22 protein-coding genes are annotated in these 18,960 nt (G+C 67.3%); 8 read left to right on the top strand and 14 right to left on the bottom strand.

Annotated features, from left to right (window positions below; all coding sequences use genetic code 11):
* Positions 1-87 precede the first annotated feature (87 nt).
* Positions 88-396 carry a non-histone chromosomal MC1 family protein gene (locus tag N0B15_RS17505; protein WP_263021002.1) on the bottom strand — a complete coding sequence of 103 codons (309 nt, stop codon included), beginning with the start codon at positions 394-396 and terminating at the stop codon, positions 88-90.
* Between the two features lie 231 nt (positions 397-627).
* On the opposite strand from N0B15_RS17505, the gene N0B15_RS17500 reads away from it, so the two are divergent.
* Positions 628-825, top strand: a complete 198-nt coding sequence (locus N0B15_RS17500; RefSeq protein ID WP_263021001.1) for an AbrB/MazE/SpoVT family DNA-binding domain-containing protein — start codon at positions 628-630, stop codon at positions 823-825.
* A gap of 159 nt (positions 826-984) precedes the next feature.
* Here the strand turns inward: N0B15_RS17500 and pheT are convergent, their stop codons facing one another.
* From pheT to N0B15_RS17475, 5 genes are all read right to left on the bottom strand, one after another.
* Positions 985-2,709, bottom strand: a complete 1,725-nt coding sequence (gene pheT / locus N0B15_RS17495; RefSeq protein WP_263021000.1) for a phenylalanine--tRNA ligase subunit beta — start codon at positions 2,707-2,709, stop codon at positions 985-987.
* Positions 2,709-4,241, bottom strand: a complete 1,533-nt coding sequence (pheS, locus tag N0B15_RS17490; protein WP_263020999.1) for a phenylalanine--tRNA ligase subunit alpha — start codon at positions 4,239-4,241, stop codon at positions 2,709-2,711. The genes pheT and pheS overlap by 1 nt, the downstream gene beginning before the upstream one ends.
* Positions 4,242-4,511: 270 nt before the next feature.
* Positions 4,512-4,760: a hypothetical protein gene (locus N0B15_RS17485; protein WP_263020998.1), complete on the bottom strand. Its 249-nt coding sequence runs from the start codon at positions 4,758-4,760 to the stop codon at positions 4,512-4,514.
* Positions 4,761-4,815: 55 nt separating this feature from the next.
* Entirely contained in the window at positions 4,816-6,357 is a 1,542-nt protein-coding gene (locus tag N0B15_RS17480; RefSeq protein WP_263020997.1) for a hypothetical protein, read from the bottom strand.
* A 74-nt stretch (positions 6,358-6,431) separates the two neighbouring features.
* Complete coding sequence (locus N0B15_RS17475; RefSeq protein ID WP_263020996.1) at positions 6,432-7,991, bottom strand: tryptophan--tRNA ligase; 1,560 nt, start codon at positions 7,989-7,991, stop codon at positions 6,432-6,434.
* 146 nt (positions 7,992-8,137) lie between these two features.
* Here N0B15_RS17475 and N0B15_RS17470 point away from each other — a divergent pair, with 146 nt between their 5' ends.
* From N0B15_RS17470 to N0B15_RS17460, 3 genes are all read left to right on the top strand, one after another.
* On the top strand, positions 8,138-8,311 hold the full coding sequence (locus N0B15_RS17470; RefSeq protein ID WP_263020995.1) for a hypothetical protein: 174 nt from the start codon (positions 8,138-8,140) through the stop codon (positions 8,309-8,311).
* Between the two features lie 591 nt (positions 8,312-8,902).
* Positions 8,903-9,424: a DUF7342 family protein gene (locus N0B15_RS17465; protein WP_263020994.1), complete on the top strand. Its 522-nt coding sequence runs from the start codon at positions 8,903-8,905 to the stop codon at positions 9,422-9,424.
* Positions 9,425-9,427: 3 nt separating this feature from the next.
* Positions 9,428-9,856, top strand: a complete 429-nt coding sequence (locus N0B15_RS17460; RefSeq protein WP_263020993.1) for a toxin-antitoxin system TumE family protein — start codon at positions 9,428-9,430, stop codon at positions 9,854-9,856.
* A 78-nt stretch (positions 9,857-9,934) separates the two neighbouring features.
* On the opposite strand, the gene endA is transcribed toward N0B15_RS17460, so the two are convergent.
* Both endA and N0B15_RS17450 read right to left on the bottom strand, forming a co-directional pair.
* Complete coding sequence (gene endA, locus N0B15_RS17455; RefSeq protein ID WP_263020992.1) at positions 9,935-11,002, bottom strand: tRNA-intron lyase; 1,068 nt, start codon at positions 11,000-11,002, stop codon at positions 9,935-9,937.
* A 53-nt stretch (positions 11,003-11,055) separates the two neighbouring features.
* Positions 11,056-11,811, bottom strand: a complete 756-nt coding sequence (locus N0B15_RS17450) for a topoisomerase DNA-binding C4 zinc finger domain-containing protein (RefSeq protein WP_263020991.1) — start codon at positions 11,809-11,811, stop codon at positions 11,056-11,058.
* A gap of 152 nt (positions 11,812-11,963) precedes the next feature.
* Here N0B15_RS17450 and N0B15_RS17445 point away from each other — a divergent pair, with 152 nt between their 5' ends.
* From N0B15_RS17445 to N0B15_RS17435, 3 genes are read left to right on the top strand one after another with little or no spacing between them, the layout of a single operon-like run.
* Positions 11,964-12,245: an ArsR/SmtB family transcription factor gene (locus N0B15_RS17445; protein ID WP_263020990.1), complete on the top strand. Its 282-nt coding sequence runs from the start codon at positions 11,964-11,966 to the stop codon at positions 12,243-12,245.
* On the top strand, positions 12,232-12,363 hold the full coding sequence (locus tag N0B15_RS17440; RefSeq protein ID WP_263020989.1) for a hypothetical protein: 132 nt from the start codon (positions 12,232-12,234) through the stop codon (positions 12,361-12,363). Before N0B15_RS17445 ends, N0B15_RS17440 begins: the two co-directional genes overlap by 14 nt.
* Positions 12,364-12,368: 5 nt before the next feature.
* A complete protein-coding gene (locus tag N0B15_RS17435) occupies positions 12,369-12,665 on the top strand; it encodes a DUF8036 family membrane protein (protein WP_263020988.1) in 297 nt (98 codons plus the stop codon).
* A gap of 47 nt (positions 12,666-12,712) precedes the next feature.
* Here the strand turns inward: N0B15_RS17435 and N0B15_RS17430 are convergent, their stop codons facing one another.
* Genes N0B15_RS17430 through N0B15_RS17415 form a run of 4 tightly spaced genes read right to left on the bottom strand, consistent with a single transcriptional unit; the run spans position 12,713 to position 15,237 of the window.
* Entirely contained in the window at positions 12,713-13,009 is a 297-nt protein-coding gene (locus N0B15_RS17430; protein WP_263020987.1) for a DUF8036 family membrane protein, read from the bottom strand.
* 3 nt (positions 13,010-13,012) lie between these two features.
* A complete protein-coding gene (locus N0B15_RS17425) occupies positions 13,013-13,351 on the bottom strand; it encodes a winged helix-turn-helix domain-containing protein (protein WP_263020986.1) in 339 nt (112 codons plus the stop codon).
* Entirely contained in the window at positions 13,348-14,856 is a 1,509-nt protein-coding gene (locus N0B15_RS17420; protein WP_263020985.1) for a molybdopterin-dependent oxidoreductase, read from the bottom strand. Before N0B15_RS17420 ends, N0B15_RS17425 begins: the two co-directional genes overlap by 4 nt.
* Positions 14,857-14,865: 9 nt before the next feature.
* Positions 14,866-15,237 carry a hypothetical protein gene (locus tag N0B15_RS17415; protein ID WP_263020984.1) on the bottom strand — a complete coding sequence of 124 codons (372 nt, stop codon included), beginning with the start codon at positions 15,235-15,237 and terminating at the stop codon, positions 14,866-14,868.
* Between the two features lie 239 nt (positions 15,238-15,476).
* On the opposite strand from N0B15_RS17415, the gene N0B15_RS17410 reads away from it, so the two are divergent.
* Positions 15,477-16,157: an HAD family hydrolase gene (locus N0B15_RS17410; RefSeq protein ID WP_263020983.1), complete on the top strand. Its 681-nt coding sequence runs from the start codon at positions 15,477-15,479 to the stop codon at positions 16,155-16,157.
* Here the strand turns inward: N0B15_RS17410 and N0B15_RS17405 are convergent.
* Together N0B15_RS17405 and N0B15_RS17400 are read right to left on the bottom strand one after the other, a co-directional pair.
* Positions 16,085-16,453: a bacteriophage holin gene (locus N0B15_RS17405; RefSeq protein ID WP_263020982.1), complete on the bottom strand. Its 369-nt coding sequence runs from the start codon at positions 16,451-16,453 to the stop codon at positions 16,085-16,087. The genes N0B15_RS17410 and N0B15_RS17405 overlap by 73 nt on opposite strands.
* 113 nt (positions 16,454-16,566) lie before the next feature.
* The gene (locus tag N0B15_RS17400; protein ID WP_263020981.1) at positions 16,567-18,927 is read right to left on the bottom strand and encodes a DEAD/DEAH box helicase; all 2,361 of its coding nucleotides are present in this window, start codon (positions 18,925-18,927) and stop codon (positions 16,567-16,569) included.
* Positions 18,928-18,960: the final 33 nt, after the last annotated feature.

Raw genomic sequence — 18,960 nt, 5'->3', positions numbered from 1 at the left:
GCGTTCCCTCGCACTCGCACACGTACCGCTATACGACCCACGAGCGCGCCGCTACCGAATCCGTATCTGCAAAATAGCTCCCAGCAGTCACTCTTCGAGGTGTTCGATTCCTTTCTTCGAGACGTTCGCTTCGGTGATGTCGTCGGGCATCCAGTCGGGCTTGTCGTCGGGGGCCGTCTCCTCCCACGCCCAGCCGTCGTAGATGTGGACCTTGCTCGTCCCCTTCTCTCGCAGCCTGAGTTCGACTCGCTCGGCTTCGTCCTCGCTCGAGCCGGGCTCGAGTCGCCGAGCGGCTTTCAGCGCGGCCTGTCTCGGCGTGTTCCCGGAGAACACGCTCGATTCGTCACCGTTCGATCTGCGCAGTGCAAAATTCCGCTTACCATCTTCACGTACCATGGTTTTGGCCCTCCATGCCACATCAGCACATGGTGTGACATAAAGATATCCCTGAAAACAGACGCCTGCTGCCGGTATCTTTAAGTGTACACCCTGCGCCATCTGTAGCTCAGATACCGTCTCAGTCGCGCGAATCCGCCCTCGGCCGACGGTGACCGTCGGTTATCGCTTGCTGTGGCGTAGAAAACACTTAAGTATATCCTACAGCGAAGTTCCTCGTAGAATACCGCGATGGTACGGAAAAAGAAGTTGAGTCCAAGCGGTGCGAAGGACGAACACGGAGAATACCACAACGTACACCTCAACCTCCACGAGGACGAACTCGCCGTTGCAGGCATGGAGATCGGTGACGAAGTGTTCGTCCGCGTCAGAGAGGACAAGATCATCATCCAGAAGGCGGACAAGGATGAGGTAGAACACGAATTCTGAACACACCTGTCCGGTCTGCGCCTCTCGCCACCCGGAGCGTCGCCTACGGCCGTGCTCTCACGCGAGAGACACCTGCTCCGATTCCGTCTCCTCCGTCTCGAGTCGCCCGTCGCTCACTCACTCCCTCTGGCGGCCCGTGACCGGCCAGTCTCGCTGCGCTCACTCGAGCGCGGCGAGGTCGAACTCGAACGCCGCGACGGGCACCTCGAGGTCGTGTTCGACGAGGACGGCCGGGTGGAGTTCGCCGATGACACCAACCTCCTCGCCGTCGATCACGACGGATGCACACCGGCCCGGGATGAACGATGGGTGTTCGCTCGCGGGCGTCTCGACCGTCTTCCCGAAGTGGCCGACGATCGCCTGTAGCCGCGCCTTCGCGTCCTCGTAGGCCGCGTCGTGGCGCGCGAGGGCGGCGGCGACGTGGCGCGTCTCGCGCACCTTCGTGTTCTCGCGTCCGTCGACACGGGCGCTGAAGCCGACCTCGGCCAGATCCTGCGGGTAGGCGCGGTGGGTGTTGTTCTCGAGAACCATCAGCAGCGACGGCAACACCCAGGTCCGGAGCATCGTGTAATCCTCGCTGTAGGGCTCTTTGATGCTCGCTGGCGTGCCCGCGCCGAAGACGTCGTCGTCGGGGTCGACGCCCATCCGCTCGAAGTTCTCGGTCTCGCTGATCATGTGGAAGTTGAGCAGGTCCTCGAAACCGAGACCGACCAGCCCCGTCCGCGCGGCGTCCTCGAGTCGCGTCCGCTCGTGGCGGCCGCCGACGGTCCCCACGTCGGGATAGCGTGGCTCGAGTTCGTTGAAGCCGTAGGCGCGCCCGAGGTCGTCGATCAGGTCGAGCGGGTGGAGCACGTCGACGCGGTAGGGCGGAATCGTCACCTCGTAGCTCGTCCCCTCGTCCTCGCCGTCGTCCGCGAGCACCGCTGCGTCGAGACCTGCGCGCTCGGCGAGATCGATCACGTCCGCCACTTCGAGGTCGATCCCCAGGATCGTCTCGATGCGCTCGTGGGTGACGCGTTTGGTCTTCGTCGACAGGTCCGGCCGGACGAGGTCGTGGTCCGGATACTCGACGGTCACCGACTCGATGGTCGCCCCGCGGGCGGCCAGCGCGTAGCAGACGATCACACACATCTTGTCGATCGTCCACTGGTCGGTGCCGGTGAGTTCGACGAACAGGTCCCGCGAGTCGGTTCCCACCTCGGTCCGGCGGCCGTTGATCACCGGCGGGAACGAGAACAGCCCCAGGTCGTCGTAGATCGCCGGGTAGCGCCCGCTCTCGTTCTCGCGCACCAGACCGGCGTAGGTCTGGCCCGTCGGGTGGCGCTCGAGGACCTCCTCGGGGGTCAGCTCCTCGTCGGAGTCGAGCGCGACGAACCGGTCGCCGCCGGGTTCGACACCGGTGTAGCGGACGCTCGGACTCCCCTCGGTCGCGGACGCGCCCTTCAGCATCGAGAGGTCGTGAATCCCGACCGCGCCCTTCGCGCGCTTTCTGCCCATCGTCGCGTGGAGTTTCTCCTGGAGCTGGATCAGCGACTCGAGCGCCTCTTCGTCGAGGGTGACACCGCGGGCGACCGCTCCCGTCACGTACGGGCGCTCCGGCGGGACCGCCTCGTCGACCTCGATGGTCCACTCCGGCGAGTTCGTCTTCGGGACGTAGACGCCACGGGCGTCACCGTACTGATAGCGCAGCGAGCGGGCGACCCCTTCGACCGAGAGCCGATCCAGCCGGTCGGGGGCGAACTCGAGTTCGAACGCGCCCTCCTCGGTCTCACCTTCGTACTCGAGACCGAGCGCGAACAGGTCGTCGATCAACTCCTCGTCGCTCTTTCCCTCCTGGCCGGTCAGCGCGCGCAGTTCCTCCGGGTCGACGTCGACGGTTGGCATCAGTAGGTCACCTCCGTGTTCCGCAGCAGTTCGAGGTCACACAGCGTTCCGTGGATGTCACGGATGTCCTCGAAGCCGTACATCAGCATGAGCAGGCGCTCGAGCGCCAGCCCCCACGCCATCACGTCACACTCGACGCCGAGGGGCTCGAGCATCTCCGGACGGAAGATGCCGGAGTTACCGATTTCGACGAGTTCGCCCGTCGTCGGGTGGGTGCCGAACAGCTCGAAGCTCGGCTCGGTGTAGGGGTTGTAGTGGGGTTTGAACTCGATGTCCGTGATCCCGAACTGGGCGTAGAACTCCTCGAAGGTGCCCATCAGGTCCCGCACCGACAGGCCGTCGGCCATCACCCAGCCCTCGATCTGGAAGAACTCGAGCAGGTGGGTCGGATCGAGCGTGTCGTTCCGGTACACCTTCTCGACGCTGAAGTAGCGCTGGGGCGGCTCGAGTTCACCGACCTCGTACCCCGAGAGGTACCTCGCGGAGAGCGAGGTGGTGTGTCCACGCAGCGCGAGCGCGCGGGCGAAGTCCTCGTCCCACGGCGAGTGATAGCCCTCGCCGTCCGCGCCGACACCCTCACGGTGGGCGCGTTCGACCCGCTCGACGAGTTCGGCGGGGAGGTCGCCGATCTCGGTCGGCTGCTCTAAGGCGAAGCGGTCCCAGTGAGTCCGCGCCGGGTGGTCCTGGGGCATGAACAGACAGTCGTTGATCCAGAAGTCCGCGTCGACGTGTGGGCCTTCCATCTCCTGGAAGCCCATCCCCACCAGCACGTCCTTGACCCGGTCGGCCGTCTGGCGGAGGATGTGGACCTTCCCGCCCTCGAGGCGCGCCGCGTCGGCCTCGACGTTGTAGGCGCTGAACTCCGCCTCGCGCCACTCGCCGCCCGTGAGCAGCTCCGGGGTGACCTGCCCGACCGTCTCCGCCGTCTCGATACCCGCCATCACTTCCGTCAGACCGAGCTCGGTGAGCGTCACCGCCCTGACGGTCGTCTCGCTGCGCTCGAGTAACTCACGGCGCTCGAGCTGGGAGAGGACGTCCGCGTCGAGCCCGAGTGCGTCGAGTGCGACCGGCTCGTCGCCCTCGTTCGCGAGCGTCTCGAGCGCCGTCGCTTCGGCGTCGGCCGCCGGCTCCGCGTCCGGGTCGGCCGTGATCTCGCCGCTCTCGATCGCTCCGTAACCCTTCCTGGCGTAGTTCGACAGCGCGATGTTCACCTGCGGTCCCTCGAGTCCGGACGCGCCGATGGCCTGGCCCATCTGGATCGCCTCGGTGTCCGCGCCCGCCGAGCGCGCCGCCTCGTAGAGGCCGATCTCCGGCAGCCCCTCGCTCGCGTAGGTCTCGCCCTCCTCGGTGAGGGTGAGCGTCTCCTCGACGCGCTCGCTGACAGCGACCAACCCGGCCTCCTCGAGTTCGAAGGCCGCGCCGGTGACGGTCTCCGGCGGGAGGTCGGTCGCCGCAGCGAGGGCGTCGACGGTCTGTGCCTCGTCTGCGCTCGCAGCCTCGAGGACTGCGGCCTGTGCGTCGGGAAGTTGCATTCGCTTACTTTGAGTGGTGTGTGTCGGTCAGTTAGCGGTTCCGATACTCGGGGCGTAGCCGAGTGCTCGAGTCGGTCGGTTTCCCGCGTCCGCCCGGTGTGGGCGCTCGCGGCTCCACCGACCCCGGATTCACCGGGGAAAAACGAAGTCGAATCCCGTCGTCACTGGCCGTCGCTCACGGTCGACACCGGCACGGGGTCGGGACTCGAGTGCCATACCCCACCCCGCGCAGCGCCGAGCGAAAAACCTTGCGGGTGTCGCCCGCGCCGCTCACTCGCGCGAGACCAGCACCAGTCGGTCGACCTCGCCGTACTCGAGGCTCTCGAGGTCACCGGGGTCGGTCTCGACGCCGAGGAACTCCTCCTCGAGTGCGGCCACGGTCCCCGAGATGCGGTTGTTCTTCTCGCGGGTCATCACCTCGCGGTACACCTCGACTTCGTCGCCGACGTCGACGAACCCCCGCACCTGCTCGCGTGCGTCCTCGGGCGTCGCCTCCTCGTGAACGGTCAGTTCGGTCATCTCGAGGGCGTACGTGACACTGGTAGTTGAACGCCGGGCGAGCGCTCGCTTGCTCTCACCCGTTCGAGATCCGCGTCGACTCCAACGACCCCGAATCGACCCAGACGAATCCCGACTCCTCGGCGACGGCTTTCGCCTCCGGGAGCGCGCCCGGATCGAACTCGTCGTCGTACTCGATCCGTGTCTCGAGTGGCTCGATCGCCGGCAGCGTCGGCAGGAACTCCTCGTCGTAGAGCAGCCCCCTGACCGAGACGTTCCGGCCGGTGCCGATCGCCGCCCCGAGCGCCCGGTAACGGTCGTCCTCCGTCGGCGTCTCGACGTCCGCCCCGAAGGCGTCGTTCGAGACACGGGCCGTCTTCACCCCGCCGGTGAGCGTTCCGAAACCCTCGGTGCTCGTCTCCCGACGCTCCCGTCTCGAGACCACCGCCGCTCGAGCGTTCCCGTCGTCACCATCTCGAGCGTTCCCACCATCACTACCATCTCGCGCGTCCACAGCGCCATCACTCGTCTCCTGCCCGTCGCCGCTCGCTCCGCTCGAGCGCACCTTCGTCGGCGATCCGCCGATCCGTGTCTCACCGGTTCGCTCGCTCGAGCGACGGCTCTCGCTCGCGGCGCTCGGTGTGTCCACGGTACCGTCGACTCGCGAGACGCTCGCCGCGCCGACGAGTTCGTACCCGTCGCGCTGGCGGCTGGCCGCCTCGCTCGCACTGGCTGCTCGAGCCGTCGCCTCCTGGCCCTCGCGTCCCGACGCGGATACTCGCCGCACGCTCGCCCCGCCCGCGGCGCGCTCGCGGTCGGGCTCCGCCTCCTCGATGAGCGACACCGTCGTCGGTGTGTCGACGCCGCCAGTATCCGACGCCCCGCCGCTCGAGACCGCCGTCCGGTCGCCAGCCTCCCCCGTCGGCTCGTTCCCGGTCGAGACCGACCGCCGCCGGGTGCGCTCGAGCGCCCACGCCGGCCACGGCCCGGTCTCGTCGGCCGTGCCCGAGATGTCCTCGGTGTACGCCTCGAGGTCGTGTTCGGGCACCAGCGGCCGTTCGAACGCCGCGATCCGCTCGCCGTAACTGGCGCGAAGCCGCTCGAGCTGGTCGGTCTCGATCAGCGCCGCCCGCCAGCGGTCAACACCCGCAGAGAGCAACACGAACTCGGCGTCGACGCCGAACAGCAGGCGTTCGTTGACCGCCGCGAGCACCGCCGGGAGGTTGTCCCGCTCGAGCGGCGTCGCCGGGTAGACGGCGATGGTCTCCCGACTCGTCGCACCGTCGCTCGCGCGGACGTGTAGCCCTCGCTCGCGGTCGGTGATCGTCAGCGTCCAGCCGATGGCGTCGAACGTCGCCGCCAGTTCGCGCTCGAGGTCGGCCGTCGCGTGGCGTGCCGAGCAGTCGACCCCGCGCGGCGAGCGACAGATCGTCTGGCGGAGAAACGCCGTCCGGTCGCGGGCGTCCTCGAGCGCGCTCACCAGCGTCTCCTCGAGCGACGCCGCGTGGCGGCGCTCGTCTCCGACGGGGAGGTCCGTCTGGGAGACGCCGAACGCACCGAGGACGTCGGCGCAGACGAGCGCTGCCCGGTTCGAACCGCCGGAACGATCCGGCTTCATCCTCTATCGTTTCCCCGAACCAGGTGTTAAATCTTTATCCCCGAAAATGAATCATACCGGCCGACTCGCCCCGTTCAGCCGCGTCGCGGCGACTCGAGTTCGATTCCCGTCTCCTCGAGTAACTCCTCGACCTCGGCGCGTTTCTCCTGGTGGTCCTCGAGGAACTCGCGCATCAGGACGGCCGCCTGCTCTTTACACCCGCCACAGAGGCGCTCGCCGCCGACACACTCCTCGTAGACCTCCGTGGCGAACGCGTCGTCGTCGCCGGCGAGTAAGTAGGCGTAGAGTTCGTAGACCGGACACTCGTCGGCTTTGCCGCCGAGTTCGCGCTGGAGGTCGGCGGTCTCTCTGCCGCCGGTGGTCGCCGACTTCACCTTCTCGTAACCGTCTTCGGGGTCGTCGAGCAGCGAGATGTGACTCGCCGGAATCGAGGAAGACATCTTTCCGCCGGTCAGCCCCGACATGAACCGGTGGTAGATCGACGAGGGTGCGCGGAAGCCGTAGCCGTCGTACTCGAGTTCGACCTCGCGGGCGAGCGCGCGGGCCTCGGCCGCCTCGAGGTCGAAGGCGTCGACGTGGCCCTCGAAGACGCGCTTCTCGCCTTCGATGGCGTCGATCAGTCCCTCGAACGCCGCCTCGCTTGCCCGCCGGTCGAGCAGTCGCGTCCGCGGCCGGATCGGCTCCATCCCGGCGTTCTCGAGCTTTTCGAGCACCGACTCGAGGGCGGGACCATCTTCGACGTCCGCCTCGGCCAGCCACGCGGCGGCCTCGACGCAGCGAGGCACCTCGGGGTCGTCGGCGTAGTGCTCGCGGGCGTCGTAGGCCGTCTCGAGCACGTCGAGTTCCTCGTCGGTCGCCTCGAAACTCGCGTAGGCGGTCGTCACGCCGAAGAACCGCATCCGCGAGGCGAGGTCTCTGGCCAGTCGGACGTGAGGGTCCTGGTCCGGCCCGACGGGGATGACGGTGGGCTTTGGCTCCTCGAGCTGTGGGTAGCAGATGTCGGCCATCTGGGTGACGACCGACTGCATGTGCGAGACGTCGGTCTCGCCGTCGAAGCCGTAGATCGCCTGCAGCTCCGAGAAGTTCGCCTCCGCCCCGAGTTCGAACGCCAGGTCCTGGACCTCGCGCTCTTCGGACTGGCGGTAGAGCGTCCCCTCCTCGGGGTCGAAGCCGAGCGCCAGCAGGCTGAGCAGGTAGTTGCGCGCGTGTCCGTCGATTTCCGCCCAGGAGAGTCCGCGCGCCGAGTGGGCCTCCAGGTCGGCGATGAGCGCGTAGGCGTCGCCACCCTGTTGCTGGTGCCAGATGAGTTCGTCGAACACCAGTTTGTGGCCGATGTGCGGGTCGCCCGTCGGCATGAAACCCGAGAGCGCCGCGAACGGCTCGCTCTCGCGCATCGCTTCGGCGACCGGCCGGTAGTCACGGTGGCCGAAGATCACGCCCCGGCGCATCAGGTAGTGGGGGTTCGCCACCGCCTCGAGCAGTTCGTCGAACTCCTCGATGCCGAACTCCTCGAAGAGCTTGCGGTAGTCGGAGACGCTCGAGGAGCCCCAGGGGTCGAGGGCGACCTCGTCTGCCCCCTCGGCGTCGACGGTCCCGCCGTCGGGCCGGGTCTCGTCGTCGGTGTCGCCTGTCATTGATTGTCACCTACTCCCGCTGTGAAGCGCAAAAAGGGTTCGTTTTCGCGACTCCGAGAGTGAACCGTACGTATCGTGGTCGGGCTCGAGTGGTGTCACTGTAGCAGATCGAAAACGGTAAAGGAGTCATCTAAATATAAATATTCATGAATAAACAGGAGTGGCTACTCGCCATCATTGCATATACCCTGATAGTAGACTTTTTCGTGAGCGGTGGTGTCGAGATGCTGCCCGCAGTATTCCTCCTCTACATCTTTCTGATCGCCCTTCCAATATTTATGGTGCTGGAGATGATTGGAGAGCTACTCGGATACCAGTGACAGGGCCGTCAGGATTGCACACCACGGCGCCGTCGGGCCGGGTCTCGTCGTCGGTGTCGCCTGTCATCGATTGTCACCTACTCCCGCCGTGAATCGCAAAAAGGGTTCGTTTTCATCACCGGGTGGTGTTTACTTTAGCTCGATCCGCCGATTCGTTGGCTGCGAACGCCCAGAAAGCCCCGACGCTCTCGAGGGCTGCGACTCGCTGCGATCCTCGGACTTCGTCCTGCGGTTCTTGCGTCGTCTTACACCTCGAGAGCGTCGCCCCTTTCAGCCCCACCCAGCGGCGGTTGGTCGGCTGGTTTTCGCCTAACTAAACACGACCCATCACCGACGACGTGGACAGGAGGTGGTCTTCGGCACACGATTGGGGGAGACGCGGGCGATAGCCTTGCCGTAGCCGGGTCGGTTCGCAGACGGTTGCTGACGAGACCTCTGCCACCGAGGGGTGTTCTCACGCACCGACTCGTGTGTCGAGGTCTCGGTCCGACTCGGCCACGTCGCGTTGGACGAGCGGTCGTAGCGCTCACAACGGATACAGATATGTGTGCCCTGGTAAAGATATATGCGCTCCCGGGCCGAAGTTCGGCCATGGCCGGCCGCACACACGAGGATCCCCGGAAGCGGTGGACTGGCGACCAGACCACGTTCCAGCGGGTGTACGACGTGCTCGTTGGAACGGCCGACGCCGTGTCCGCACGGCAGTTCGCGGAGTGGGCCGAGTGCTCTGAAAACGGCGCTCGAGGGGCGCTCGAGCAACTCGTCGAGATGGGAATCGCACAGCGAACGGACTCGCGGCCAGCGGGATACCGACGCAATCCGTCGTACGTTCGGTGGAAGCGGGTCGAAACGCTCGTTCGGGAACACGACGAGAGCGAGCTTCGAGCCCGGCTCGAGGACCTCCTCGAGACGGACCGGGCGCTTCAGGAGCGATACGGGGTCCCGGGTCCCGACGCCGTGACGGTTCCGGACGACCCGACGGAGGGCCACGACGAGCTTCACGAGCGGTGGGAAGACCTCACCGAGTGGCGGACGATCCGCCGGGACGTTCCGCTCCTGAAACGGGCCGTCCAGCGCCTGGCATCGTCGAACGACGGGCGAGCGCGGGTCTGAACCGTGAGCGGCCGAGACGAAGCGCCGAGCGGACCGCTCGACGTCGAGACCCTCGACGTGCTCGCTCGACGGGCGACGACCCACCCCCTCGTATCCGGGTGGGCGTTCCGCCCCGATTCCATCTCGCCGAGAGTGCTCGAACTCGAGTTGGACGACACGCGCTATCCGGCGTCGGTGACTGAGGTTCGCCTCGACGTCCACTGGTTCGTCGGCGGAGACTACACCGTCCACTATCTCGAGCGTCACGAGGAGGGACGCTGGCAGTGTCGGTGGGATCGCCACCCGAGACCGGACGCCACTCGGGCCCACTTCCATCCACCGCCGGACGCGTCCGGCGTCGAGCCGCCGCCACTCGAGACCGAATACCACCTCGACGTGGTCTTCGAGGTTCTCGAGTGGGTCACAGACCGGAATCGGGAGTTGCTCGAGTGAGTGATCTGTGTGACATCCTCTCGCGCCTACAGGCGCGGGAATCCCCGACGGAGATCGTAACGAACGAGAGCCATCGACTCAGGGCGTCAGCCGCTCGAGCGACCACCACTCGATCTCCTCGCCGTCGACCAGCGCGAAGACGATGGTCTTTCTGACGCCGTGGGCGAGTCGAACGTCGAGGGCGAGCGCACGCGGCTCGAAGACGTACTCGGCGGGGTGGACCCGGACGAGGAATTCGGAGTGGCCCAGGTTCTCGACCGACTCCACGTCGGCGTAGGTCCGGAAGTCCGCGCCGAACTTGTAGCCGGTCTTCGGCACCACGCCGGACTCCCGGAGCGCGGTGTATACCGCCAGGCGGCGCTCGAAGCGTGCTCCCTCGACCGCCCGCCCGCGTTCGGAGACGGTCTCGACAGAGAGGTCGAGGACGCCCGCCTCTGCGAGGTGGGCCGCCTCGAGCAGCGAACACTGGAGCGTCGGGTCGTCGTACTCCCGTCCCTCGAGTGGCTGGCCGTAGAACGTCCGTTCGTAGAGTGCGAGCGGCGGCTCCCAGACGACGACCCGGTCGGCGAGTAAGTCCGCCTCGAACGGGCCGTCGGCCGGAAAGCTGTCGTCGCTCGTACCCGTGATCTCCTCGCGCGAGACGGCGAAGTAGGTGATCTCCCCCTCTTCGTCGACGACGGCGAGGACGCCCTCGCGGAGGTCGCCTGCGGGGAGGTCGGTCCGCTCGCCGACGACGCGGAGGGCGTACTCGACCGCGCCGTCTCGCGGTCCCTTCCCGCGGGGGAAGACCGCGAAGTCACTCGCCGGGGGCGACTCGAGCCACGGCTCGGTCGCCGGTGAGAGGTAGAAGCCGCGCGAGCGCAGGTCGGCGTAGACGAGAAAGCGGACGCCGAAGTCGACACCGGGTTCGCGCGCGACGAATTCGCGAAAACCGAGTGGCTCGTCGTCGACGACCACCGACTCGAGGTCGCCCCGGTAGAGGAGGTGGGCCGCTTCGACGGGGGCGAGGGCGATCTCGTTGCCCTCGAGCGGGTAGCCGTAGCCGCGGGCGTCGTGAAAGCGCTGGCGGGCGTCGCCCGCGACGTGGACGACGCCGTCTGTGTGGGCGTCCGTGCTGACGAACCGCCCCTCGAGTCCATGTCCCATACGCGTCGCTCGGCCGCTCGAGACAAAGGGACTGCGATCGGCCGCGTTCGGGATCAGCCGCGCTCGACGGCGGGGGTCTCGAGGATCTCCTCGCAGGTTGCGTCGAGACAGCGCCGCCCGCTCGGGGTGTCGAAGGCGGGCAGTCCACAGCCACACTCGCCGTCCAGCAGGCCCGAAGGGATGACGTAACCGGCTTCGCAGTCGGGGTAGTGTTCACAGCCGGCGAGGAGACCGCCGCGCCGCAGAATCCGCAGGTCGCCACCGCACTCGGGACACGCCCACTCGCGGTCGAACGCTTCGCGGACGGTCTCGTCGAGTGACTCACAGCGCCGGTCGAGACAGACGTCGAAGGCGAGACCGCGTTCGACGCGCATCCGCGGGAGACCACACCCACAGCGCTCCTCGCGGACGGTCGCGTCGCTCGGGACGCCGTAGCGCTCGCCACAGTCGAGACAGTGGACGTCCGACGAACGCACGAGCGCCCCGCCACAGTCGGGGCAGTCGCCGACGGGCGTTCCGGCCGGGGACGCCGGATACTGGCCGAAGCCGTCCTGGTCGTGGGCGGCGATGCGGAGCGTCTGCTCGCCTTTGTGGGCGACGACGCTGAACCCGCTCGGATCGCTCGTACTCGAGATGCTGTCGGCACGGGTGAGCCAGGCGACGGGCTGGTAGCCGTCGACGTCGTGGACGAGGACGGTGTTGTCGGGTTTGACCACGGTCGTCACGCGGCCGCGGTACTCCTCTCTACTCGCCCCGTCGGCGATGACCGTACAGTCACCGGCGAGGACCCTGATCGAGTCGTCGAGCATGGCGACGCTGGTCCGGCCATCGTATATAAACCCGCGGCGGTGCGGTCGCGAGCGGTGTGGTCCAGTCCGGCTCGCACTCGAGTCGGGGTTCGTTTCTGCGACCACAATACGTACACTTTTGAGGTGACCGTGTGAATCGCCGATGGAGATCGATGGAGAAGGCGTTGTGGTACCTCATCGCCGGGACACGCGGCGGTGAGAACCGGGCACGGATCATCAGAGCCCTCGACGACCGCCCGCGCAACGCCAACCAGTTGGCGACCGAACTCGACCTGGGGTACAACACCGTCCGCCACCACCTCGAGATGCTCGTCGATCACAACGTCGTCGAGACGGGTGGCCAGACCTACGGCGAACTGTACTTCCTCACCGATCAGTTCACCCGTCACTGGGAGGAGTTCGAGGCGATCACGGAGAAACTTGAGCACGCATGAGAGCGCACAGCACCGACCCGACTGCACCGAACGAACCGACGCCCGGATGGGCACCACCGAGCGAGCGCTCGCGGGTGTCTCGCCGGCGAGTGAGCGACGCGAACACGGAGGCGGGTGAGTGAGATGGCGATGTCGACCGAACTCACCGCCGCAGCGGTTCTCTCGGGGGCCAATCTCGCGTTGCTCGTCGTCCTCACGTACGTCTGGCTCCAGAACTACCGCCGGTTCAAGACGCCGCTCGTCCTCGGGCTGTTGGCGTTCAGCGCCGTCCTCGCGCTCGAGAACGCGGCGGCGATCTACTTCTTCTTCTCGACGGGGATGTTCTACGCCTCCGATCCGACCGTCCAGGGGGTCGTCGCGCTCTTGCGCGGTCTCCAGTTCGTCGCGCTGTGTTTCCTCGCCTACGTCACCCTCAAGTGACGCCGTCTCGTCTCTACGCTCTCACGCGTCCCGACCCTCGTCACTGCTCACTGGAGCGTCGCCCACGCCAGAAAGCAGAGCGCGACGAACTGTAGCGCTCGCAGCGTCGTCGCGACGGCGAGCGCCCCCGCTGTCTCGGCGTAGAACATACTCATGCCGAGGTGAAAGACGAGCGCAGCGGCGTTCTCACCGGCGAGGACGACCGCGAAACAACACAACGCCAGCAACTCGCGCCGCCGGAAGGTGCGGTAGTTTCCCAGCCAGACCGCGACGAGCACGCACAGCAACAGCAGGTTGGCCGCCGACAACACGAGCGCGGCGGCCAGCGGCGTGCTCCACTCCATCTCTCACCTACTCGTCGACTCGAGCCACTGTGTGTCCACCCACGGCCAGTTCCTCGCGAGCGCGTCGCCGAGTCGGTACCGCACGTCGTAGCCCCGCTCGGGACCGTCGGTGACGACGAACCCGGTCTCGCTCAGCCGCTCGAGGTGGTGACGAACCGTCGTGTAGTCACACTCGAGCGCGCTCGCCAGCTGGTTCGCGTTGAGCGGGCCGTTCGCCTCGAGTTCGGCGACGAGCCGACACCGGGTGTCGCTGCCGGTGCCCGTTCCGAAGAGTTCCCAGGCGGTCCGTTCGAACGCCCGGGTACGCTCGCCGTCGGATCGCTCGAGCGTCTCCCGGCTCACGGTTCGATCACCCGGGACACCCAGCCGCTCGAGCCGTCGGGAACCGGTTCCGACTCCGTTTCCGGCTGGAGGTTCCCCTCGCCGTCGACCGCTCTGACGACGACCTCGCGCGGCTCGTCTGCGAGGTCGACCGTGTGTCGCCACTGTCGCCAGACGTCGGGTGCGTCGAACTCGGGACCGAGTTCGGCGTCGGTCCAGGTCTCGCCACCGTCGCTCGAGACCTCGACGCGGTCGATTCCGCGTCGGCCGGCGTAGGCGTGGCCGCCGACGGTCGCCGTTCCGTCGTCGTGGTGGTCGACCGACCAGAGTTTCGCGACGGTGCGCACCTCGCCGGTGCCGTCCCAGCCGCGTTCCTCCCAGTAGCCGTCACGGTCCTCGTCGGTGAGTTCGATCTCGGTGAGCCACTTGACGTTCACCTCGCCCCAGTTGCCGGGGACGAGCAGGCGAACCGGGTGGCCGTGTTCCCGCGGTAACACCCGCCCGTTCATGCCGTAGACGAGGTAGGAGCGCTCGAGTTCCTCGCGCGTGATCGTGTTCCAGAAGCCGTCGGTGGCGTGGGCGACGGCGTACTCGCCCTCGGGACCGACCTCCTCGAGGACGTCAGCCAGGGGGACGCCGGTCCAGACGGCGGTGTCCATCTCGCGGTCGTTGAGTCCCTCGCCGACGCAGCGAAGCGTGCTGAAGAAGCGCTCGGCGGGGCGCTCGCGCAACTCGTCGTAGTCGATCGTGCGTTCGGTCGCGACGGCTCCGGTGATCGACAGCTCCCAGGTCGCCGACTCGACGATCGGATCGATCGTGTTGATGTCGATGGTGTAGAACTCGCCGATTCGGCTCACCAGCCCCGGTGCGTCCGGTAAGTCGAACGACTCGCGGTCGGCCTCCCGGAGCAGTCGCCGCTCTGCGAGCGGGGCGTCGACGCCACCGTCGAGGTAGGGAACGCTCGAGTCGGGCGTCCGCCGTCGGCCCGCGACGTAGGCGAGTCCCGACAGCGAGAGCGTGCCGAAGCCCGCCTGGAGCGTCGCCCGCTTCCGCCGGTCGGGAGTTCGGTCCCGTCGGACGCTCAGCGGGTCGTTCGCGCTCGCGAACTCGACGATGCCGACGGCTGCCGCCGCCGGGACCGCCGCCGCGAGCGATCCGGTCGTCGACCCGGTGAGACCAGCCGTCACCAGCCAGACGCCGAGTGCCGTCGCCGGAACCGCGACGTACTGGCGCTCGAGCGTGACTTCGATCTCGAGCGCGAGGAGGGCCGTTGCGCTCAGCAGGGCCGTGATGACCGCGAGGGCGAGGGCGAAGCTGACCGGCTGGGCGAGCGGGCCCAGCGTCTCGAGGACGGTGGTAATCACGATACCGGGGGTCGTGTCCACGACGAACGCCGACGCCGGTTCACCGACGAACGCCGGGGTGAGTCCGGCGTAGGCGAACGAGCCAGCGGTGGCCGCCGTCCCGCCGATCAGGGCTGTGAGCAGCCGCCACCGATCCGGGAGCTGTGAGGGGGTGCCGGCCATGGTCGCCTCTCAGTTCCCCATCGATCGGACCGCGACGACGCCGACGATGCCGACGACGACGAGCAGGCCCGCGGCGACGATGCCGACGTTACCGAGGAGTCCGTCGTCGTCATCGTCCATCATCTCGTCGTCACCGTTCATGTCGTCGCCCATCATCTCGTCATCGCCGCCCATGTCGTCGCCCATCATCTCATCGTCGCCACTCATGTCGTCGTCACCGTTCATCTCGTCACCCATCATATCGTCGTCGCCGTTCATCTCGTCACTCTGTGCGAGCGTGCTGTCTCCGTCGAGCGCACTCACGCCACCGGCCGCGCCAGCGACCAGCGTCAGGAGTGCGACCAGTGCAACGATTGCGAACCGCGTTCGTGTCTGTCTCATGTCTCACTCCCATCCGACTCGAGTCTCCCCTAAGAGGATTTTTCGAACTCCGTCACAACTGTATGGAAGGTTCGCTCGACTCTCTCGAAGCTCCGTGGGTACTACCTCGAAACTCTCTCCAATATTCGGCGCGCCCTCGTGCGTTTTCGTCCACCTCTGACCGTCACTCGTGACCGGATTCGGGAGTGGTCGTCGCCGTCGGGAACACACCTATACTGTCCGCTGGTGAACCGTGACCAATGGCGACGCACACGGCTCTCGAGGCGACACACGACGCGGTCTGCTTCGACATGGATGGCGTGATCGTCGACTCCGAAGACTACTGGGTCGAACTCGAGCGCGAGCAGCTCCTGCCAACCGTGGTCCCCGACCACGAGGTCTCCGTCTCCGAGGTGACGGGGCTGAACTACCGCGAGATCTACGACTATCTCGAGGAGACCTACGGGACGGCGGTCAGCCGCGAGGAGTTCCTCGCGATCTTCGAGGACGCTGCCCGCGACCTCTACGGCGAGCGTGTCTCGCTGTTGGCCGGCTTTACGGACCTCCTCACCGAGCTGGAGACTCGAGCGGTGTCGACGGCGATCGTCTCCTCCTCGCCACCGGCGTGGATCGACCTCGTCCGCGAGCGCTTCGCCCTCGACGGCGCGTTCGACGCGATCGTCAGCGCCGAGGGGATCGACGGTCCCGGAAAGCCCGAACCCGACATCTACGAGGTGGCCGCCGACCTCGTCGGCGTTCCGATCGGCGACTGTGTCGCCATCGAGGACTCGAGTCACGGTCTCGCCGCTGCGGCCGCCGCCGGGGCGACGGTGATCGCCTACGAGATCGACGCTCACGACGGCGTCGACTACGCGCCAGCGGACGTCGTCGTCGACGATCCCGCGGCGCTCTCTGCGGCGGTGCTCGAGGCGGTCTCCTGAACCGGCGCGTCGCTCGAGTCGGCACGCGAGCGGGTGAAGACGTTGTAGAGCCAGCCGACGGCGACGCCGCCGAGGAAGCCGTCGGCGGCGGCCCACGCGACGCCCGCCGACGTCCGGCCGCGTCCCGGCTCGAAGCCGACGTAGACGTCCGAGAGCAGCGCTCGCCAGCGCGTTCCCCAGCCGTGTCTCGAGGCGAAGCCGAGGACGGCGACGGCGAGCCCCCACGCGCTCGCGAGTGCGAAGCCGAGCGCGATCGAATCGATAGGTCGCTCGAGCGTGTTCTCCGGTGTGTCCATACACGGCGCTGCACCGTCGAGGCACTTGATTCTCACACGCCTCTCGTGAGACTGATATACGCCAGCGGGACGACGGCCCGCGCTCTCGCACGACGGCTCTCGCGCGACTGTCGTTACCGGACGTCGACGGTGCGTGACTCCGCCACCGGCACCAGTGGCACACCGGGGAAGGCGACGCTGACGGTGTACTCGAGTTCGTCTTCGTTGGCTCCGAAGACGCCGACGGGGACCGTCTCCTCGTCTCTGAGGTAGCTACTGGTGCTCGTCATCTCGACGCCGTTGACCGTCACGCGAATCCCGGCCTGGGCGGGTTCGCCGACGTTTCGGATCGTCACCTCGTGGACGGCGCTCTCGCCGGTCGCGACCGTCTCGGGGAAGGTTCCCCACTCGAGTTCGACCGCGGGGAGCGACTGTGCGCCCTCGTAGACGCGTTCGGCGACGCCCTCGCCGAGACCGACCGCGACGAGGTCGGCGACACCCGCCTCGACGACGTCGCCGGGGGTGGTCAGGCCCTCTTTCGCGAGTTTACTCGCCCGGCCGGGACCGACCCCGTCGATGGCCGTCAGGCCGACCGCGTCGTCGGCGACGCCGTTCTCGATGCGCGCCTCGACCCGGCGGGCGAGGTTGGCCGCGTGGGGGTCACAGAAGCGCACCAGGAAGGCCCGCAGCGCCGAGAGCAGGCGGGTCGCGTTCTGGCGGATCACCCAGGCGTCGCTGCGAAGTTCGGCGGGGGTCGTCCCGCTCGCGCCGCTGTGGAGGATGGCGAGCACCTTCCGCTGGCCGGCGTCGAGGTCGCCGGTCTCCTGGCCGACGAGGACGGCGTTGATCGCGTCGCGTTCGGCCTGGCGTGCCGACACCGAGTCGAACTCGCCCGCGGCGGCGACCGCACAGAGGAGGTCACTCGCCGCCAGCGCGTCGCTTCCGCGCTCGTTACAGCGCTCACAGACGGTGAAAAACTCGGCGGCGGTGTCGAGTCTGAGGTAGTACTTCGAGGCGAGGACGCCGAGCGGCGTCGCCTCGATCGAGAGGTCCGCGCCGGTCTCGACGAAGCCGTCGTCGACGAGGCGCTCGAGACAGTCACGCACCCGCTCTCTGAGGTTCGGAAAGTCGTACGCCTCGGGTTTCGACTGCCCGCGGACGTAGTAGAAGGTGGTCTCGAGCCAGTCCATCACGTCCTCGAGATCGGTGATGGTGCCCATCGCGATCTCGGCGTTGAGGTGGGCGTCGAGGCTCTCGGCGAGTCTGGACTCGATCTCTTTGCCCTCGCGAAGCAGTCTGCGGTAGGTGTCTGCGTCCGCGCCGTCACAGATCACCCAGCCGTAGCCCACGTCGTCGTAGCCGGGCCGGCCCGCCCGTCCGAGCATCTGGAGGATGTCGAGCGGGCTCATGTCGACTTCGCCCTCGAGCGGGTCGTGGAGTTTCGTATCCCGGATGATCACACAGCGAGCGGGCAGGTTCACCCCCCAGGCGAGCGTCGAGGTCGAGAAGAGCAGTTCGATCTTTCCCGCTTTGAACCACTGCTCGACGAGGTCGCGGTCGTTCTTCGAGAGACCTGCGTGGTGGAAGGCGACGCCGTCGAGGACGGCGTTTCTGAGCGTCTCGTTCTCGAGGTCGGTGCTCTCGGTGTGAAAGTCGTAGTCGCCGCGTGCGCCCATCGGTACGTCGCGCTTGGCGATCTCGTCTCTGGCCTTGTTCGCCGCCTGGACGGTGTCCTGGCGCGAGGAGACGAAGACGAGCGCCTGGCCGTCCTCCCTGAGGTGGGGTTCGGCCAGGTCGAGCGCGCGATACAGCCGGCGGTACTTGTCGGCGAAGGAGTTCTCGCCGTGGGTGTAGGTCTTCACCCCCGGGTTCAGGTCGACGGGGCGGTACTCGTCGCCGAACTCGAAGGTACACTCCGGGGGTGACTCGAGCCAGGCGGCGACGTCCTCGACGTTCGGCATCGTCGCCGAGAGCGCGACGATCCGTGGCGCACACAGCCGTCTGAGCCGCGAGATCGAGACCTCGAGGACGGAGCCTCGCCGGTCGGCATCCAGGAGGTGGACCTCGTCGATGATGCAGACGTCGACGCTCGTGACGAAGTCGTAGCGTCTCGAGTCGTGTTTTCGCGTCGCCGAATCCAGTTTCTCGGGGGTCATCACGAGGATGTCGGCCCGGCGTGCCCGGCGGGGGTTCAGCTCGCGTTCGCCGGTGACGACGTAGACCGAGTAGCCGAGGGCTTCGAAGCGGTCCCAGTCGGCCTCTTTCTCGTTGGTCAGCGCCCGGAGCGGGGCGATAAACAGCGCGGTGCCGCCGTCGGCGAGCGCCTTGCAGATGGCGAGTTCGGCGAGCGCGGTCTTTCCCGACGCGGTCGGCGCGCTCGCGACGACGTTCCCCTCGCGGTCTAAGAGCGCGGGCAGTGCCTCGCGTTGCATCCGGTTGAACTCCTCGAACGAGAAGGCGTCAGCAAACTCGGGCAGAACCTCGGCGACCTCCATCAGGCTGAACCGGGGGATGGGGGAGCAAAGGCG

Origin of the sequence: Natronobiforma cellulositropha, from assembly GCF_025629245.1 — an archaeon.
Classification (GTDB): Archaea; Halobacteriota; Halobacteria; order Halobacteriales; family Natrialbaceae; genus Natronobiforma; species Natronobiforma cellulositropha.
The sequence above is the reverse complement of the archived record's forward strand: the minus strand, read 5'-3'. Positions and strand labels throughout refer to the sequence as shown.

Excerpts from the sequence above, each read along its gene's own strand:
- N0B15_RS17475 (WP_263020996.1), bottom strand. The coding sequence starts at position 7,991 with ATGACAGGCGACACCGACGACGAGACCCGGCCCGACGGCGGGACCGTC.
- N0B15_RS17435 (WP_263020988.1), top strand. The coding sequence starts at position 12,369 with ATGGCGATGTCGACCGAACTCACCGCCGCAGCGGTTCTCTCGGGGGCC.
- endA (WP_263020992.1), bottom strand. The coding sequence starts at position 11,002 with ATGGGACATGGACTCGAGGGGCGGTTCGTCAGCACGGACGCCCACACA.
- pheS (WP_263020999.1), bottom strand. The coding sequence starts at position 4,241 with ATGCAACTTCCCGACGCACAGGCCGCAGTCCTCGAGGCTGCGAGCGCA.
- N0B15_RS17410 (WP_263020983.1), top strand. The coding sequence starts at position 15,477 with ATGGCGACGCACACGGCTCTCGAGGCGACACACGACGCGGTCTGCTTC.
- N0B15_RS17485 (WP_263020998.1), bottom strand. The coding sequence starts at position 4,760 with ATGACCGAACTGACCGTTCACGAGGAGGCGACGCCCGAGGACGCACGC.
- N0B15_RS17400 (WP_263020981.1), bottom strand. The coding sequence starts at position 18,927 with ATGGAGGTCGCCGAGGTTCTGCCCGAGTTTGCTGACGCCTTCTCGTTC.
- N0B15_RS17505 (WP_263021002.1), bottom strand. The coding sequence starts at position 396 with ATGGTACGTGAAGATGGTAAGCGGAATTTTGCACTGCGCAGATCGAAC.
- N0B15_RS17500 (WP_263021001.1), top strand. The coding sequence starts at position 628 with ATGGTACGGAAAAAGAAGTTGAGTCCAAGCGGTGCGAAGGACGAACAC.
- N0B15_RS17465 (WP_263020994.1), top strand. The coding sequence starts at position 8,903 with ATGGCCGGCCGCACACACGAGGATCCCCGGAAGCGGTGGACTGGCGAC.
- N0B15_RS17480 (WP_263020997.1), bottom strand. The coding sequence starts at position 6,357 with ATGAAGCCGGATCGTTCCGGCGGTTCGAACCGGGCAGCGCTCGTCTGC.
- N0B15_RS17470 (WP_263020995.1), top strand. The coding sequence starts at position 8,138 with ATGAATAAACAGGAGTGGCTACTCGCCATCATTGCATATACCCTGATA.
- N0B15_RS17450 (WP_263020991.1), bottom strand. The coding sequence starts at position 11,811 with ATGCTCGACGACTCGATCAGGGTCCTCGCCGGTGACTGTACGGTCATC.
- N0B15_RS17445 (WP_263020990.1), top strand. The coding sequence starts at position 11,964 with ATGGAGAAGGCGTTGTGGTACCTCATCGCCGGGACACGCGGCGGTGAG.
- pheT (WP_263021000.1), bottom strand. The coding sequence starts at position 2,709 with ATGCCAACCGTCGACGTCGACCCGGAGGAACTGCGCGCGCTGACCGGC.
- N0B15_RS17405 (WP_263020982.1), bottom strand. The coding sequence starts at position 16,453 with ATGGACACACCGGAGAACACGCTCGAGCGACCTATCGATTCGATCGCG.
- N0B15_RS17430 (WP_263020987.1), bottom strand. The coding sequence starts at position 13,009 with ATGGAGTGGAGCACGCCGCTGGCCGCCGCGCTCGTGTTGTCGGCGGCC.
- N0B15_RS17420 (WP_263020985.1), bottom strand. The coding sequence starts at position 14,856 with ATGGCCGGCACCCCCTCACAGCTCCCGGATCGGTGGCGGCTGCTCACA.
- N0B15_RS17415 (WP_263020984.1), bottom strand. The coding sequence starts at position 15,237 with ATGAGACAGACACGAACGCGGTTCGCAATCGTTGCACTGGTCGCACTC.